The following is an 18,397-nucleotide window of genomic DNA, read 5'->3' on the forward strand; positions in this document are numbered from 1 at the left end:
AACAATCACTTTCCTTACTTGCCGGTCAATTGCGTTGTTGTAGATAAGGTAAGTTATTTTTAGTAAGACACCTGATCATTCAAAAGAAAGAGTTTTAAATTAAAATATGTAGTTTAGCTGCAATTAATAAGATGTTTGTTAAAAGTTGAAAACCAGTAATAAAATCCCTTATCGCACGAAGATATCACCTAAGCTTGCAAATAAAAATGTACATCAATAAGAAAATCGTATTTCTGCTATCTTTTTGTCTATGTATAAACGTATTTACAGCTTTGGCACAAGGTAAGCATCAAATGCAGATTGATGCGTTGAACAGTGCATCGCAAATACCCGATATTTTTACTGGATATAGCCTGTCTGCAATAACTGCAGACCAGCTTTCAGATGCTGATATTGCTACCATCAGATCGAGGTTGCAGGCAAGTGGCATATCCAATGAGCAAGCTGAACAGATAGCGTTAAGTAAAGGGATGCTGCCGGCGGAGTGGCAGAAATTGAAAGCGAGGCTTACAGGTGCTCAAAGCGCCGGAGGCGCCCAAAGTATCTCTTCCGGCCCAGCTACTCTTGAAAGCGCTAAGAGGCACCAACAAACGGACGACTATTTATCCTACCAAAAGCCGCCTACATCTGGCGTATTTGGAGCGTCTCTTTTTAGCACAGCGTCGTTATCTTTCGAGCCGAACCTGCGTATAGCTACGCCTGTTAATTACATACTTGGAGCAGACGATGAATTGCTGATCAATGTATCAGGTTATCAAGAAACCGGTATTAGGTCTGTCGTACAGCCCGAAGGCACGATCTTTTTGCCTCATGTCGGTACAATTGCAGTAGCCGGGCTTACCGTTGGGCAGGCCACTGCAAGAATCCAGGAAAAAATGGCTCAAACAACTTATGCATCCCTGAAAAATGGCCAGTCAAAGCTTACTATTACGCTGGGTAAGATAAAAAGCATACATGTTACCATTGTCGGCGCGGCAAAGCCGGGCAATTATACCGTTTCTTCGCTTTCAACTGTTTTTAATTCCCTATTTTTATGCGGAGGGCCAGGTGATATTAATTCCTACCGCAGTATAGAATTGTTAAGGGAGAATAAGGTATATAAAACAATAGACCTTTACCAGTTTCTGACCCGGGGCGACCAGCAGGGAAATGTTCCGCTGCAAGAAGGTGATGTAATAAATTTTCCGGTTTATAAAAAGCGGGTAACAATAACGGGGGAGGTTAAAAGATCGGGAATATTTGAACTTAAGGACGGTGAGAAATTACAGGATCTTTTGTTTTTTGCGGGTGGGTTTACCGAGCGGGCCTATAAAGCCAGCATTAAAGTAAAGCAGGTGACAGATATCGAACGAAAGATAAAAGACCTGCCAAAGACAGAGAATGCAAACTATGAGCCGCAGAATGGCGACGAGTTTGAGGTAGGCGCCATTTTGAACCGTTTTGAAAATGAAGTAAATATCACGGGCGCAGTTTACCGGGCCGGTGCATTTGAGCTTACACCAGGCCTTACTGTCGGTGGTTTGATACAACGGGCGGGCGGACTGCAGGAAAACGTATTTACCCGGCGTGCAACTTTAACTCGCACCCATGCAGACGGCACAAAAGAGAACATTACATTTAATGTAACAGAAATCATGAACGGGGCTAGCGATATTGCCCTTGTTAAGGGTGATGTGGTGCATATTGCTGCTGAGGATGATTTCAGGAGTGATTTGAAAGTAACGGTATTGGGCGAGGTAAGGAAACCAGGTGATTATGGGTTTAAACAAAATCTCTCACTAAAAGATATTTTGTTTATGGCAGGAGGGGTTACGGACGCAGCCAGTTCATTTAATATTGAAGTTGGAAGACGTATTGTAAATCAAAGCCTCCAGGTAAGCGTTGATTCAATAGCCGAAGTGTATAATGTTGATATTCATGATGGGCTGGAAATAGAAAATAATAAATTCGTGCTGCAGCCTTATGATATCATAACCGTAAGGCGTAACCCGGGTTATACGGAGCAAAAGCGCGTTACTATAAATGGAGAGGTCTCTTTTCCGGGAAGTTATACGATTGGCCTAAAAAACGAACGTATCAGCAGCCTCATTAAACGAGCAGGTGGTTTATCGCCGCTTGCATATAAAAAGGGTGTTTTTTTAATAAGGAAGAATACAGATGCCGATCAGGCCAATGATCAGAGTATTAAGACCGTTCAGAAAAAAACAGGCGATACAAGCACAACCCAGGTTATCGAAGACGCAAGTAGGGCAAACAATAGGATAGCCATAAACCTTGAACAGGTGTTGAATGAACCCGGATCAATGAACGATTATGTTCTACAGGATGGTGACATTATACAGGTTTTAAAAGTAGATCCGTTGGTAAGGGTAAGCGGCGAAGTGCTGGCGCCAACTAAAGCGGGCTTCATTGAAAGCGAATCGTTAAATTATTACCTTACACAGGCAGGGGGAACTACAGAAAATGCCCGCTTGTCTAAAATATACGTAGTTTACCCCAATGGGCATGTAAATAAAGCCAAAAATGGCTTCTTAGGATTGTTCAGGTCCTATCCGAAAATTGAACCCGGCGCCGAAATAATTGTGCCGCATAAAAAGGTAAGAAGGGCGCTTACCACCGGCGAAACTATAGGCCTAACATCAACTATAGTTTCATTAATATCATTAGTTATAATCACGATTACCAATATTCATAAATAATATACCGGGTACAGGAAAGCAATATAATATGTTCAGCCAGGAACAAATAGTCCGGATAATATCCAACGTAGTTAAAAAATGGCGGCTCTTGTTGCTTGCTGCCATAGTTGGCGCTTTGATTGGTTTTATCAGGATACGCAGCAAACGGCCTGTTTATAGAGCCAATATTAGTTTCGTGTTATCAACGGAATCAAAACCTAATAGCGGCATCTATAACTTAGCTGCGCAACTTGGCTTTGATGCTATATCCAGCAGCCCCGATAATATTTTTTCGGGCGAAAATATTATTGAGTTGTTTAAATCCAGAAGGCTTATCGGCGCTGCTCTGATGTCGGAAGTGGATACAAAGCCCCGTCAAACCCTCCTTAATCTTATCGCAAGAAAACAATTCAGCGAAGAATTTCATACTGTTGGTGCATTCGGCAACGATCTGGATAAGTTTACGCCGACTCAGAAAATGTTGTATCAGCAAATCATCACTTATGTCGAAAAGTCGTTTATCGTATTTAAGAAAGATAAGAAACTGATTGTTTATATATTAAGTGTTACTTCTACTGATCCTGATATCACTTACTACACTGCAAAGCTCCTATTGGACGAAACATTTAAGTATTTTACCGAGACCAAGACCAAGGTTTTCGCTTCGGGGGTGAAGCTTTTGCAACACGAAGCAGATAGCCTGGCTATGGTGCTGAGGGGTATCTTTTCGTCGACAGCATCCATGAACGACCGCACCTACGATCTCAATCCTGCTATCTCCGTTCAACGTTCAGGCGCTATGTTTAATCAGGCAAAGGCCGCAGCATATAACGCAGCCTATATTGAGGTGATGCGCAATCTCGAGATAGCGAAAGTTAATCTGCAAAAGGAAACGCCTTTATATCGGATTATAGACGAATCCGATCTGCCGCTAATTCCTGAAAAAGTAAGTCTTATAAAACATATGGCTGTCACAACGCTGATAGGATTATTGTTTATGGCAGTTTTGCTGGGTGTAGATGAACTATTAAAAAGCTAAACTTTATTCGTGAAAAAAATATGTATGATAATCGTTATCACGAAGCAGACCTGAGCCGGTATAGCTTCCTTATAACCGGCGGTGCAGGGTTCATCGGTTCAAACCTTGTTAAATATTTACTTAAATATAATGCAGGGAAAGTGCGCGTGCTGGATAATTTTTTAACAGGTTATCGCCGCAATGTTGAGCCATTTCTCGATAATCCAGCCTTCGAAATGATGGAAGGTGATATCAGGGATATTGAAGTTTGTAAAAAAGCGGTTATCGGTATGGATTATATAAGTCACCAGGCTGCGCTTGGATCTGTTCCCCGCTCGATAAATGATCCGGTAACTACTAACTCTGTTAATATTTCAGGCTTCTTGAATGTTATTCACGCTGTTAAAGACAGTGGAACTATTAAACGCTTTATCTACGCGGCGTCTTCTTCGACCTACGGAAGCAGTCAGGAACTGCCAAAAGTTGAAGCACGCATAGGAAAACCGCTGTCCCCTTATGCTGTAACTAAATACGTTAACGAATTGTATGCTGATCTCTTCTCAAGGGTTTACGGGTTAGAATCTGTCGGACTCCGATACTTTAATATTTTCGGACCCGGGCAAAGCCCCGAAAGTGAATATGCTGCCGCGATACCTAAATTTATTTTAGCTGCCAAATTGGGCAAGGCGCCCACATTTAATGGTGATGGAGAACAAACAAGAGATTTTACCTTTGTAGAAAATGCCGTTCAGGCCAATATTAAATCCTTTTTTATACAGAATGTACCTCCTGAAGATAGCATATACAATATTGCTTGCGGCAGCCAGACATCCCTAAATCAACTTTGGTTGGAGATTACAAGAGTTTTAGATGTGAAACTAGAGCCGGTATACCGCGAAAGCAGGGCAGGAGACGTGCGGCATAGTCTTGCCAACATTGAAAAGGCCGGCGATATTTTGGGATATAAACCCCTTATCGGCTTTAAAGAGGGGATAAAGACTACAATAGAATCTTTTAACTATCATCAATGTTTTTATTAAATTGAGCTTTTACAAATCATTTGGGATATATACAATTTGTGGTTTGGCTGCCAAAGGTATTTCATTTTTCCTGCTGCCATTTTTCACTTATTATCTTTCACAAAGTGAGTACGGCATCATTGTAATATTTTCTAACTCAATCTATTTCATAGCGCCCTTGATGAATCTGGGGATAGGAGAAACGTTTACAGTTGAATATCCGTCTATCGACAAAAAGCAGCTGGCAAGCTTTGTAAGCACTTCCTTAGCGATCCCTGTTTTAGTGTTATTGATGGTGCTGTTGACGGTTATACTTTTTCATTCTGTTTTTTTCAGCCTGACGGGATTGACCACGCAGGTGCAATATATCGTATGTTTCTTTAGCTTCTCCAATTTCTATAGCGACTACTTGTTTACCATATTAAGAAACAAAAACAAACCCCTGAGCTTTGGTATACTTGCTATTTTGAAAACGGTGCTTGAACTGGTGCTGGCAGTGCTTTTTATACGGTTTCTCAGAATGGGTTATATGGGCAGGGTGCAAAGTATGTTTATAAGCACTGTTGTGGTATTTATTGTAGCGCTTTTTTATTTTATTAAAAGCGGGCTAATTACGTTTAACTGCAGTAAAAGCTGGATTCTGCTTATCTTAAAAAGAGGACTTCCGGCCATACCGCTCTTTTTTATGGTGTTTTTCTTGTACAATACGGATAAATACATGGTCAATTACTTTTTCGGGGCGGCAAAAGCCGGCCTGTATGGTTTGGCTGCACAGTTTGCCTTTATTATAACCATGCTCAGTTCGGCTTTTATCACACCTTTTTATCCCTTTTTATATGATAATCTAAATAAGGGGAATTACCAAAAAGTAGTTAAAGTAGCTGGCAGTTATGTGTTGCTTCTTGGCGTAACAGGCTTGCTGATATACCTATTTGCGCCTATAGGATTCAGGTATTTTATTGCTCCAAAATTCCAATCTTCATTGTACTATCTGCCCTTTTTGATTATTGGGCAGTTTTTTTACAGCGCTTATATGATTTTAGGTGGACTTGTATATTATAAAAGGCAAAATAACCTTTACTATTTCATTTGCCCTGTGGTGATAATGTTCTCAATTTTAGTTAATTACTATTTACTGGCTGTGTTAAAAATAACTCAATTTGGGTACGCATCAGTGCTATCATACCTTTTTTGCTTTAGCTTAATAGCAGTCTTTTATCGAAGGGAAATAAAAAGGGGGATAATTATATTGTCAGAATCAACACCATATCGATTGAATAGAAGTCCGAAATGATTGCCAGATAATTATAACTATGTCAATAGAACGTCACCACTTTGTAGAGGTTACCCCTTGGACTGGAGAACATATACACCGGTATATTGAGTCCGCCCGGTATATTCGTGAAGGCGACGTAATATTAGACCTTGCATGTGGGTCGGGCTACGGTGCTGATATTTTAAGCAAGGTCAGCAATACTAAAATTTATGCAGGTGATATAGATCCAGCCGCTATAACAGCATGCCGGAAGGACTGGGAACACAACACATCAATAAGCTTTGAGATAATGGATGCGACCTCCCTTCCGTTTAAGGATGCTTTTTTTGACGTTATTGTCTCCCTGGAAACTATTGAACATTTAATCGAATACAGGAAAATGCTATCAGAGTTTGGCCGGGTTGTTAAACCAGGTGGAACTGTTATTATCTCGACACCCAATATTAAAATATCCAGTCCGGACGGAAACATTATCAACCCGTTTCATACCCAGGAATTTACTTACGAGGAGTTAAATGATATTTTAAGGGCTGAATTTGCAACGGTTGATATTTACGGGCAAAAGTATGTGCGTTACCCGGGAAAATGGCACAGTTGGGCTAAGCGCCGTATGGAAAATCTGTTGCTGGCGCGCGGTATAAGAAAGTTGCCTTACAAAGTCCGGAATAGTGTTTTTGAATCTTTTTTCGGTCAATCGCTTTACCCCACGTCTCATGATTTTCAATTATTTTCTGAAAAGGAGTTTGCGGAAAAAAATTGTCACGTATTATTTGCTGTATGCCGAAAGTGAAGATCAAACCAAAAGTAAGTATAGTCATCCCGGTTTATAACGGAAGCCGATACTTACAGCAGACGGTAGTTTCTGTTCTAAAGCAAAGTTTTAATGACTTTGAAGTATTGATATTGAATGATGGTAGTACAGACAATACCGGCCAAATTGTACTTGAATTGGAAAATTTGGATAACAGGATAAGGGCTTTCGAAAAAGAAAATACCGGAGTGGCCGCCACGCGTAATTTGGGGTTGGAACGGGCTCTGGGAGAATTTGTAGTTTTTTTAGACGCAGATGATTTATTAGGGGAGGACTTTATCCAATCGCGGGTGGAAGCATTGATGACTAATAGCCAAGCAGGGGCCTGCGGCTCAAAAATAAGTTTCATAGATGAAAAAGGAGTTAGTATCAACCAATCTGCCCCGATGCAGGCGCCGGGCGACAAGATGATGGAAGACATCCTGTTTTATAACAGTAATATTGCAACTATACCATCGAACCTGATGTTCAGGAAGCAAGTACTTATAGACAATAGTATATCTTTTGATACGCGATTACACAGCAGCGCAGACAGGCTGTTTTTATGCAAATTGGCGTTGGTTTCAACGTGTATTTCGTTATCTTGTCAAAACATTTTTTATCGTGTACATTCCGGCAGCATGTATCATAACCCGGATAGTATGAAGAAGTTGTTTAAGGACAACGAGTTATTTGTTAACATTTTGATAAATGAATATATAGTGCCTAAGCGGCTAATGAAGGAGTTCCTGAGAAAGAACTACTATATGCTTAGCGGAGCTGCTATACAAGCCAGGGATTACTTAAGTTTCTTTTGGTATGTAATTAAATACGGACTAGCCCGGGTAGGTATTTGATAAAACAGGGGTAGACACTTTACGATGTGCGGTTTAACCGGATTTATAGATTTTAAAAATAACAGCCATGAAAGCAACCTGGCTGATATGACGTTATCCCTGGCCAGCCGCGGTCCGGACGGGCAGGGCGTGTCGTTCCGGCAGTTGGATGGGTACCAGATCGGATTGGGACACCGTCGTCTGTCTGTGATCGATCTTAGCTCAATGGCCAGTCAGCCAATGGTTTATGATGGTCTGCATGTCGTTTTTAACGGTGAGATATATAATTATAATAAAATTAGAGCCAGGCTGGTTTCACTAGGCCATCAATTTAATACGCATTCAGATACCGAAGTCATTCTACACGCCTGGCGGGAGTGGGGCGAGGATTGTATTCGCCAATGGCGGGGGATGTTTGCTATTGTTTTATTTGATGATAAAACAAATGAATTGATCTGCATAAGGGACAGGGCTGGCACCAAGCCGTTCTTCTATTATTTTAATAATGATCTGTTTTTGTTTGGATCAGAATTAAAATCAATATTAAAACATCCAGGGTTTGAAAAGGTTATGGATCCCAATGTCGTAGCCTCGTACTTGATTTATGGGTATGTTTCATGGCCTCATTGCATTTATCAGCGTACTAACAAGTTATCACCCGGTCATATTCTCCGGTTAGATCTTAGATCTAAACAAATAACAACAAAAGCCTATTGGAATGTATATGACTATTACGACAAGCCAAAACTATCTGTTTCATTATATGAAGCGATCGAAGAAACTGAGCGAATACTTTCGGAATCATTTCAATACCGGACGGTGGCAGACGTGCCTATCGGGGTTTTTTTGAGCGGTGGGTATGACAGTACATGTGTTACAGCTCTTTTACAAAAAGAAAGTACAGCCAGGCTTAAAACCTTTACGATCGGAAGTATTGATAATAAGCTCGATGAAGCGCCGTTCGCAAAACAGATAGCTGCTTTGCTGGGCACTGATCATACTGAATATTATTGCTCTGCTAAAGAGGTAATGGATATTATTCCGGATCTGCCCTATTACTACGACGAGCCCTTTGCCGACAGCAGCGCCATACCTACTATCTTGGTGAGCAGGATGGCACGGAAACAAGTAACGGTAGCCCTCTCAGCCGATGCAGGTGACGAGATATTTGCGGGCTATAACCGTTACGATTATGTTTCGAGATATAGCCAACGGATAACAAAAATACCCAGGCATATCCGTGCTACTTTGTCTTACGCAATGGATCGTATTTCTTCTGCTAGCATCCCTTTTTTCAACAGGTCGCATAATTTTCATGGAAGATACCATAAATTCAAAAATATATTGCGCGATCCTTCGCCCGGAGAATTACTTAAAAATCTGACCCAGGTTTTTACTGAACATGAAATAGCACAATTGTTTAACGAACCGATACAGGGTTTACAGACAGCTCATCACACGGGTAACTTTGCCTCAGGCTATGATGATATTTCCTATATGATGGCAGTTGACTACCAGACTTATATGGTTGATGATATACTTCAAAAAGTTGACAGAGCAACCATGAGTGTAGGACTTGAAGGGCGCGAACCATTTTTAGATCAGCATATTATTGAGTGGGCAGCGCAATTGCCGACAGAATATAAGTATTATCATAACCAAAAAAAATATATCTTAAGACAGATTGTTCATAAGTATATTCCGGAGCGCATGATGGACAGGCCAAAAATGGGGTTTGCTATTCCAATCGAAAATTGGCTTTCAGGCGAATTGAAACCATTGGTTGAGGCTTTTATAAATGAGGAAAAATTAAATGAGCATCGACTATTTAATACTGCTGTGGTGCTACAAATATTGAAGAAATTCTATTCAGGAAATAAAGAGAAGCATTTACAGGTATGGTATCTGCTCATGTTTCAGATGTGGTACGCTCAATGGATGAAAAGTAACTGATAAAAGCAAAATGGGGGAAAGTAAAAACGTTTTGTATCTTTCTTATGATGGCATGACTGATCCGTTGGGTCAGTCCCAGGTTATTCCATACTTATCAGGATTGTCAAAAAGTGGATTTTCATTTACAATATTGAGTTTTGAAAAGAAATACAGATACAAAAAAAACGGGAGCAACATAAAGACTATTCTTGATGCCGCAGGTATTTATTGGCACCCGCTAATTTATACCAAGTCACCGCCGGTACTATCTACCTTGTACGATTATCTCCGTATGATACGCACAGCCATAAATCTGCATCGTAAACTAAACTATAAGCTTGTACACTGCCGCAGCTATATACCGGCCCTTGTTGGCATGGCGCTAAACCGGAAATATAAATTGCCCTTTATTTTTGATATGCGGGGTTTTTGGGCTGATGAGCGCGTTGATGGCGGGTTGTGGAATCTGAATAATCCCGTTTTCAAATCGATATACCTGTTTTTCAAGAAGAAGGAGTTAGTGTTCATAAACCGGTCTGCTGCGATAGTGAGTCTAACAGAGGCAGGTAAAAAAGACATATTGGCATGGAAGGGCGTTAAAATAAAAGCTGATAAAATATCGGTTATTCCCTGTTGTGTAGATACCAAGCTTTTCGACCGCGATAAGATACGTCCAGATGAAGTTCAGCGTATGAGGCAAATGATTAATGTTGACCCTGAGGCCCTTGTGATAGGATATTTGGGAAGCATTGGTACATGGTATCTGCTGGATGAGATGCTTCAATTTTTTTCATTATTAAAGAGGAGTATCCCCGCTACAAAGTTTTTAATGGTGACACACGACGATGCAGGATATATTACTGAGAAGGCCAGGCTGCACCAAGTAGGGACAGATGACCTTATCATCATAAGCGCCGAACGTCAGGAAGTCCCCCTGATGATTAGTCTGTTCAGTTATGGGTTATTCTTTATTAAATCTTCATATAGCAAGACTGCCAGTAGTCCCACCAAGCAGGGCGAACTTATGGCAATGGGAGTTCCGGCGATCTGCAACGATGGTATAGGCGATAGCAGCAGCGTAGTTGAACGTTATCGTTCGGGGCTGGTTGTGAATTTGCCTAATTTCGATAGTTGCATACAGCAACTGGTGTCGGGAATCCGGTTTAATGAAAAAGATATTAGGAAAGGAGCCTTGGATTATTTTTCACTAGACAAGGGAGTAAATGAATACCGGGAAATATACGTCCGGATAACCAATAGTTTTCCCGATGATATTTATTGAAAGATATTAATTGATTCGCCGTTTCATGGAACCAATAGCTTTTAAACCCGAACCTCACAGTGTTACACAAGGCAACGGCCGTGTTATCTACAATTTCGACATTGAATTTTCAACCAATATCGATACCGCAACGGTAGAATCATTCGGTGAGGAATGGACAAAATTTAATCATTTTTCAGATCAGGAGATCGAAGCCATTGCTTCTGAACACTACTTTGATATTGTTAAACCAGAATGGATTGAAAATAAACAAGTATTGGATGTTGGTTGCGGGACTGGTAGATGGACGAAGTTTGTTGCCAAACGGGCATTGAGAGTTGACGCGGTCGATCCAAGCAAAGCTATCGAGATAGCTTCTATGCTCTTGTTTGATTGCGATAACGTTAGGCTTTCGCGTGCCAGCGTTGATAATCTGCCTTTCGCCGATTCTAACTTTGACTTCGTATTCAGCCTTGGTGTGTTGCATCATATCCCGGATACACAATTGGCGATGCAGCAATGTGTCAACAAATTGAAGCCAGGTGGGTATTTTCTTGTTTATCTTTACTACCGATTTGATAATAAAGGTTCGTGGTTCAAGTTGATTTTTTATCTTTCAAATTACGTTCGAAAAGTTATATCGGGCTTACGCGAACCTGTAAAGAATACTTTGTGCGATATTTTGGCAGTAATAGTGTATCTGCCGCTGATATTTACAGGCTGGTGTTTTAAAAAGGTCGGATTAAAGGCTGTAGCCCGGCAAATCCCCCTGCATTTTTATGTGGGCAAAACCTTTAACGTAATCAGAAACGATGCACGAGACAGGTTTGGGACCCCCTTGGAACAACGGTTTACCAAGGACGAGATCAGGCGGATGATGGAGAGATCCGGCTTAACCGATATTATATTTTCAGAACAAGAACCTTATTGGCATGCAATCGGAAAAAAGAAATAGAAAAATACTTGTGCTTTGTCCATACCCGACAGACTGCGCACCAGGCCAGCGGCTGAAATTTGAACAATATTTTGATAACTGGCGGGCTAATGGCTTTGAAGTAGAGATTTCTCCTTTTATGTCTGAAAAGATGCAAAAGATAGTTTATAAAAAAGGCCATTTATTAGCAAAAACCGTCGGTACTATTGGTGGGTATCTGCGAAGATGTAAAGACATACTGCGCGTAAGACAGTATGATATTGTCTACATATTCCTTTGGATCACACCGTTCGGGAGGCCCTTTATGGAATGGATAATACGAGCCCGGGCAAAAAAAATGATCTACGATATAGACGATCTGGTTTATATGAGTAAGACAAGCCGGTACAATAGTTTTATCAGGTTTTTAAAATCTGCTTCAAAAATAAATTTCTTAATCAAAAGCAGCGATCATGTATTGGTTAGTACGGATGAACTAAAGTCATATTCAGCAAAGCTCAATAAAAATTTGAGTATGATCCCCGCTACTATTGATGTGAAAAAATACCTGTATCCCCATAATCAACAGTCTGATAAGGTGGTTATAGGATGGAGTGGAAGCCAAACCACAAGTAAATATTTGCACCTGATCGACGATGTCCTGAGGTACCTGGTTTCGAATTATAATGTTAAGATTATGGTAATGGGTGATGATGATTTTGTGGTGGATGGAATTGATATTGAGCTTTTGCATTGGAGTGCTGAAGACGAAATAAGAAACCTGCAGCAATTTGACATCGGTTTGCATCCCCTGCCCGATGAGAAGTGGGCCTATGGTAAAAGTGGCGGCAAATTAGTCCAGTATATGGCCGCGGGAATACCTATTGTAGCGACAGCTTTGGGACCTAATTTTAAGGTAATAGAAAATGGGTATAATGGTTTTTTGGTAAGAAGCGAGCAAGAATGGATAGACCAGCTTGTATTATTGATCACAGACCAGGCATTGCGGAAAAGGATGGGTGAAAATGCCAGGAAATTCGCCGAACAGAATAGTTCGGTTGAAGCCAATGCGGGTAAATATCTTGCTGTTTTTAACCTTTTATGACGACGGTTCGGGCTCAATTGTAACTTCGTCCATGACTACCGGGGCAGAAGAAGACCTAGTAGTTTTATCTTTAAATAAAAGTACGAACACAAACAGCATAAAAAATGGGATTCCGGGGATGCGGTACCTGGAAAGAGAACCAAAATTATAGGTTGATATACCCACAATGAAAGAAAACCCCAGCACAAAAAACAAGCACATCATCAGCGTAGGGTCAGCCAATATATTTTTTATTGTTTTAAAAAAATTTCTTTTGATTAGGAGGTATAATGTCAATAATAACATACCAAACGATTCAAAAGAGTTGAATAGCTCCATAATACTTCGGGATTCCCATGGGTAAGGCCGGAATAATGCTACATTAACTGCCGGCCAGAATTTATGCAGAATGCTGCCTATTGTAGGATCAAAATCTCCGAGATCATAAGCAGATCCATCTGATTGCAGCGATACCTCCAACAAATAATCCTTTTGCCGTTTTATGGTTTCCAGCGTGCTTTGTATTGCCTCGGCTGAAACGCGATGGGATACTTTACGTACGACTATAAGGAAGCTTATAGTGATTATACCAAGAATCATATAATAGGATAGTCTGCTTTCGTAATAGTTTGACAGCTGTTTCCTATAAACCAGCAATGTCTTAAGAAAGACCGGGGGCAGCAAAGCGATCAGAATATAAGCTTTTATAAGCATCAGCAGGAAAACCGACAAAGCAAGCAACAGCACCAATCCTATTTTAAACTCCCGCTTTTCAAATAGAACATACATGCAGTACACCAAACAACCGATGGCAAACTGGCAAAAGCTGTCCTTGAATAGCCCCGAACCCCAAATTACGGGCCCCGGCATAAAAAGAATAGCTATAGCCACATATTTAATCAAATTCGGATATTGGCGTCCAAATTGAACGAAAAAGAGCCAGCTTCCAATAAATGAAAGAGATGCAATGATTATATTAATGACCAGATATTTTGTGAAGCAAAACATACCTATGAAAGCACCGATACACGAAGTTGTATAAGCTGGGATATCATCGTACCAGTACATATCAGAGACGGCCTTGGAGGCTATCAGGTCTCTACCGTCCACTTGGTGCGTCATGAGAGTGAACCAGGCATTAGGCGATTGTGTAAACGTCGAGTTAATGATCTGCGAGTGATAAAAAAAATTAAAAGTATCGCCCCCGGCATAATAATAATTATAAATTAATCCTATACATATTGCCCCGACAATTTTTACCGTGAGGCCGGGTATGAAATAGGGATAATATGGATGATCTTTCGGATAATATTTTTTTCGGCAGAAATAGGCTACTTTGTAAATAAACCATAGGTAAAATGGCAACAATAAATAATCGGTTAACGTAATTTCGCCCATTTTTGTCCTGAAATCAATTATTTGTTGTCATTGAAGAACACAATCGGTGTTATAGCTTTAACTGTTTACTGAATGCGTATTTCACAAAATAAATTTTGTGCTGATTTACAAAGAAAAAATTATTAATTGAAACAAGTAAGTAATTTTAATTATTATTGCAGCCATAAGGCATATCTGATCGTATGTCACTATTTTAGCTTTTGGAAAACTAAGCTTTCGAGTACCTAATACCTTTAGCTATGCCCCGTATCCTGCGCATTCTTAATCGTCTGAACATTGGAGGACCCACCTATAATGTGGCTTACTTATCAAGGTTTCTTGATCCATGCTTCCAAACCAGTGTGCTGGCCGGAGCCAAAGAACCTTATGAGGGCAACTCGGATTATATATTAAAGGATTTGGGGATACATTTTGAGTATGTACCGTGTATGAACAGGAGTATTAATCCCCGAAAGGATATCCGGGCGTACAGGTATATTTATAATAAGATCAGAAATGAAAAACCCGATATAGTACATACGCACGCAGCAAAAGCAGGAGTGTTGGGCAGACTGGCGGCTCACCGCAGCCCCGGAAAGAAGAAGATCATAATACATACTTATCACGGAAATGTATTCGATGGGTATTTTTCCCCGCTCAAAACAAAAATATTTTTAGCGGTTGAGCGGTATTTATGCGGGATAAGTGATGCCATTGTTGCTATAAGCGAAAAGCAAAAACATGACCTGGTGAGTAAATATAAAATTGCACCGGCTTGTAAGGTACATGTTATAAAGCTGGGTTTTGATCTTCAACGTTTTACGGAAGAACAGGATATAAAAAGAAATAGCTTCAGAAATTCTTACGGGATTGCGGAAGATGAGGTTGTAATAGTAATAACTGGCCGGCTTACAGCGATCAAAAATCACTCGTTGTTTATTGAATCGCTGACGCTGCTTAAGCAACAAGGCACCAAACGGAAATTCAAAGCCTTTGTCGTGGGCGATGGAGAACTACGCGAAGCCATTATATCAATGAGTAAAAACTCAGGGTTCAGTTTTTGTGCACCGGGCGATGACAACTACGATGCGGATATTATTTTTACCTCGTGGCGAAAGGATATAGATGTCATCAATGCCGGTGCGGATATTGTGGCGCTGACATCGTTAAACGAGGGTACGCCGGTAAGTATTATTGAAGCGCAGGCGTCAGCAACGGCTGTGATATGTACCGATGTTGGCGGTGTAAAAGACGTTGTAAGGGATGGACAGACCGGCTTTGTGTGCAATGGCGGCGCAGAAATATTTGCGGAAAAGTTGCTGCAACTAATCGAAAATTCTGAATTGAGAAATAGGTTGGCATTAAACGGGCGAAAATCAGCCCTGGAAAACTACTCTTACAATCGTTTGGTGAAAGAAACTGAAGACTTATATCGCGATTTATTAAGCAAAATGAATTAAAAATGCCTTGTTACAATTATGGAAAGAATCTTAATCACAGGTGGCGCAGGGAATATAGGTAGCACACTCGCATGCCGTCTTGTTCAAAATAAAAATTATCATGTCGTAGTGGCTGATAATTTGCTGACAGGCTCGGTACATAACCTGCCTGTTGGATATGATAACTTTACCTATATAAAATGCGACGTTAATAACTATAATGACCTTTCCGCAGTAATGCTGAGTTTCAGATTTAATTACGTGTTCCACTATGCTGCATTGGTTGGGGTAAAACGTACCTTGAATAACCCAATGAAAGTTTTGGAAGATATAGAGGGAATTAAGAACGTTCTTAATCTCTCAAAAAATACGGGAGTTAAACGTGTTTTTTATTCATCATCGTCCGAGGTATATGGTGAACCGGTTGAGTTTCCGCAGAACGAAGAGACGACACCGCTAAACTCGCGCCTGCCGTATGCCGTGGTCAAAAATGTTGGCGAAGCTTTTTTTAGATCATATCAAAAAGAATACGGTCTTGACTTTACTTTGTTCAGATTTTTTAATACTTATGGACCGAAGCAAAGCGCCGATTTTGTGGTGACGAAATTTATCGACCTGGCTCTGAAAAATCAGGATATTCCCATTTATGGTAATGGCCATCAAACTCGTACTTTCCTGTACATAGATGATAATGTTGATGCAACCATAAAAATTTTCGAGCATGGTTTAAGCTTAAACGATGTTGTAAATATCGGCAATTCGAAAGAGATAAGGATAATCGACCTGGCCAGGAAGATAATTGACATTGTCGGCTCATCCTCTTCTATCATCCATTTCGATCCGCTAAAAGAAGGTGATATGACCCGTCGGCAACCTGATAATTCCAAAATGTTAAGTATACTTAACAATGATCTTGTCAGTATTGAAGAGGGGATCGAAAAAATACTGAATATTAAATATAAAGTGGATAACAAGATACCCGTATGATGCTATCTTTCCTAAAACCGATAATTACCGGATTGGTAGCGCTAGTTTCCTGCCTGATAATTACACCCCTTGTTATCAAACTGGCTTACCGCAAAGGATGGATAGTAAAACCAAGGAGTGACCGTTGGCACCAGCGCCCTACCGCTTTAATGGGTGGTGTAGCTATTTTTGCAGCCTACACCATTGCGCTCTTCAGTTTAAGCCGGGGGCATTTTAATTACATGCTGTATTGCGCTTCATCCATTATGTTTCTAACCGGACTTATCGACGATATATGGGAGATAAAGCCAGTTGTCAAAGTAGTTGTACAGGTACTTTGCTCATTTATTCTGATCTATTACGGTTTTAATTTTGGGGGAGGCTTGTTAGGCTGGGCAGGTATCCCATTAACCTTTATCTGGGTAATGGGCATAACCAACGCAATTAATTTGCTGGATAATATGGATGGGCTGGCGGCCGGTATTTCAGCGATTGTTACTATAATAACCGGAATATTAACTTGTTTGAATGGAGAGACCGATCTGGCGATACCCGCTTTCGCCATAGCCGGTGCAGCGATAGGTTTCCTGGCTTATAATTTTAAGCCGGCGAGGATATTTATGGGCGATTCGGGAAGTCTTTTTTTGGGATTTTCGCTGTCCTATTTAAGCATAGCGGTTCAATATAAAGTGGGATCTTCGTCGGCTATTTGGGTGTTATTTATACCTATTAGTTTAATGGCTATACCTATTATGGATACCACGTTAGTGACAATCAAACGTGTTTTAGCCGGGCGAAGAATAGACCAGGGTGGGCGCGACCATACTTCGCATCGGTTGGTGGCTCTGGGGTTAAGTGAAAGGCAAGCTGTACTCACACTTTATGGAATTAGCGCCCTTTGGGGCGCACTCTGCTTGCTTATGTATAAAACACAGGTCAACAACTTGCTTTTATGTATCCTGCTGGTGGCAGTTAGCTCCGTTATATTTTCTGTTTTGTTATCCAAAGTAAAAGTGTATAATGAAACTGAGGAGACATTAACTTACCTGCGGCTGAAGGGTAAGGATGCGGGTCAGAATTTAGTATTGCGGTTTATTCTGATGCAAAAGAAATTGATCGCTGGCGTTGTTACTGATATTCTGATCATTTACACGTCTTTCCTGATCGCAAAAAATGCATTGCGTATTGACGCGAAGGATGATGAGATAGTACTAGCAACATTTATTTGTGTTAAGATCTCAGTATTATATATCACCAGGCTATATTATCGAATATGGCGGTACATGGAAGTGGTTGAAGCTGCGGCGTATTTTATGTTTATTTGTCTCGCCAGCGTTGTTCTGGCAGGAATACTTTTTTTTAAAGGGAAGTTCGGCATTTACACGCCTTACTTCTTTATGGTCGATTTCCTGTTGAGTGCGACCGGGATAGTTTTTTCACGATTATTCTACAGATGGGCAAATGAGTTGATTAGCAGGAACCGTGACGCCAAGAAAAAAGTTATTATTTATGGCGCAGGCGATAGCGGTTATTTACTGATAAAAGAACTGTTGCAGAACCATAAACATGAATTGAGGCCGCTTGGATGGATAGACGACGACGAGACCAAACACAATATGTACTTATATGGCTATAAAATTTATGGCGGCAAAAGCAATCTTGCAAATATTTGTACCAAACTAAAACCTGACCTCGTTCTGATTTCGACTAATGCCATTAGCGAAAAGGATGAAGTGGAGCTTAGGGGAATATTGGAAACGCAAAATATTGATTTGGGCAGGTTTGATATGTCGCTGTCATTTAGTTAA

14 protein-coding genes are annotated in these 18,397 nt (G+C 40.6%); 13 read left to right on the forward strand and 1 reads right to left on the reverse strand.

The features are described from left to right. Positions 1-272: 272 nt before the first annotated feature. The 10 genes from Q3W13_RS09445 to Q3W13_RS09490 are packed head-to-tail and all read left to right on the forward strand — an operon-like array spanning position 273 to position 12,828. Positions 273-2,699: an SLBB domain-containing protein gene (locus Q3W13_RS09445; protein ID WP_302863215.1), complete on the forward strand. Its 2,427-nt coding sequence runs from the start codon at positions 273-275 to the stop codon at positions 2,697-2,699. 28 nt (positions 2,700-2,727) lie between these two features. Further along, complete coding sequence (locus tag Q3W13_RS09450) at positions 2,728-3,717, forward strand: Wzz/FepE/Etk N-terminal domain-containing protein (RefSeq protein ID WP_302863218.1); 990 nt, start codon at positions 2,728-2,730, stop codon at positions 3,715-3,717. Positions 3,718-3,737: 20 nt separating this feature from the next. Beyond that, positions 3,738-4,736, forward strand: coding sequence for an SDR family oxidoreductase (locus tag Q3W13_RS09455; protein WP_302863219.1), 999 nt, complete (start codon positions 3,738-3,740; stop codon positions 4,734-4,736). 1 nt (position 4,737) lies between these two features. Next, a complete protein-coding gene (locus Q3W13_RS09460) occupies positions 4,738-6,009 on the forward strand; it encodes a lipopolysaccharide biosynthesis protein (protein WP_368077628.1) in 1,272 nt (423 codons plus the stop codon). A gap of 19 nt (positions 6,010-6,028) precedes the next feature. Then, complete coding sequence (locus Q3W13_RS09465; RefSeq protein WP_302863224.1) at positions 6,029-6,781, forward strand: bifunctional 2-polyprenyl-6-hydroxyphenol methylase/3-demethylubiquinol 3-O-methyltransferase UbiG; 753 nt, start codon at positions 6,029-6,031, stop codon at positions 6,779-6,781. After that, positions 6,769-7,638: a glycosyltransferase family A protein gene (locus Q3W13_RS09470; RefSeq protein ID WP_302863226.1), complete on the forward strand. Its 870-nt coding sequence runs from the start codon at positions 6,769-6,771 to the stop codon at positions 7,636-7,638. The genes Q3W13_RS09465 and Q3W13_RS09470 overlap by 13 nt, the downstream gene beginning before the upstream one ends. A gap of 24 nt (positions 7,639-7,662) precedes the next feature. Then, the gene (asnB, locus tag Q3W13_RS09475; protein WP_302863227.1) at positions 7,663-9,570 is read left to right on the forward strand and encodes an asparagine synthase (glutamine-hydrolyzing); all 1,908 of its coding nucleotides are present in this window, start codon (positions 7,663-7,665) and stop codon (positions 9,568-9,570) included. 10 nt (positions 9,571-9,580) lie between these two features. Then, positions 9,581-10,831 (forward strand): glycosyltransferase, encoded by a 1,251-nt coding sequence (locus tag Q3W13_RS09480; protein ID WP_302863230.1) that lies wholly within the window; start codon positions 9,581-9,583, stop codon positions 10,829-10,831. Positions 10,832-10,856: 25 nt separating this feature from the next. Then, positions 10,857-11,765, forward strand: a complete 909-nt coding sequence (locus tag Q3W13_RS09485; RefSeq protein WP_302863232.1) for a bifunctional 2-polyprenyl-6-hydroxyphenol methylase/3-demethylubiquinol 3-O-methyltransferase UbiG — start codon at positions 10,857-10,859, stop codon at positions 11,763-11,765. Continuing rightward, positions 11,743-12,828: a glycosyltransferase gene (locus tag Q3W13_RS09490; protein WP_302863233.1), complete on the forward strand. Its 1,086-nt coding sequence runs from the start codon at positions 11,743-11,745 to the stop codon at positions 12,826-12,828. The genes Q3W13_RS09485 and Q3W13_RS09490 overlap by 23 nt, the downstream gene beginning before the upstream one ends. Here Q3W13_RS09490 and Q3W13_RS09495 read toward each other — a convergent pair. Next, a complete protein-coding gene (locus Q3W13_RS09495) occupies positions 12,823-14,205 on the reverse strand; it encodes a hypothetical protein (protein WP_302863235.1) in 1,383 nt (460 codons plus the stop codon). The genes Q3W13_RS09490 and Q3W13_RS09495 overlap by 6 nt on opposite strands. 239 nt (positions 14,206-14,444) lie before the next feature. Between Q3W13_RS09495 and Q3W13_RS09500 the strand changes: the two genes are divergently transcribed. Genes Q3W13_RS09500 through Q3W13_RS09510 form a run of 3 tightly spaced genes read left to right on the forward strand, consistent with a single transcriptional unit; the run spans position 14,445 to position 18,397 of the window. Next, positions 14,445-15,644 (forward strand): glycosyltransferase, encoded by a 1,200-nt coding sequence (locus Q3W13_RS09500; protein ID WP_302863236.1) that lies wholly within the window; start codon positions 14,445-14,447, stop codon positions 15,642-15,644. An 18-nt stretch (positions 15,645-15,662) separates the two neighbouring features. After that, the gene (locus Q3W13_RS09505; RefSeq protein WP_302863237.1) at positions 15,663-16,610 is read left to right on the forward strand and encodes an NAD-dependent epimerase/dehydratase family protein; all 948 of its coding nucleotides are present in this window, start codon (positions 15,663-15,665) and stop codon (positions 16,608-16,610) included. Next, the gene (locus Q3W13_RS09510) at positions 16,607-18,397 is read left to right on the forward strand and encodes a hypothetical protein (protein ID WP_302863238.1); all 1,791 of its coding nucleotides are present in this window, start codon (positions 16,607-16,609) and stop codon (positions 18,395-18,397) included. Before Q3W13_RS09505 ends, Q3W13_RS09510 begins: the two co-directional genes overlap by 4 nt.

This window comes from Mucilaginibacter sp. L3T2-6 (assembly GCF_030519355.1).
GTDB lineage: Bacteria > Bacteroidota > Bacteroidia > Sphingobacteriales > Sphingobacteriaceae > Mucilaginibacter.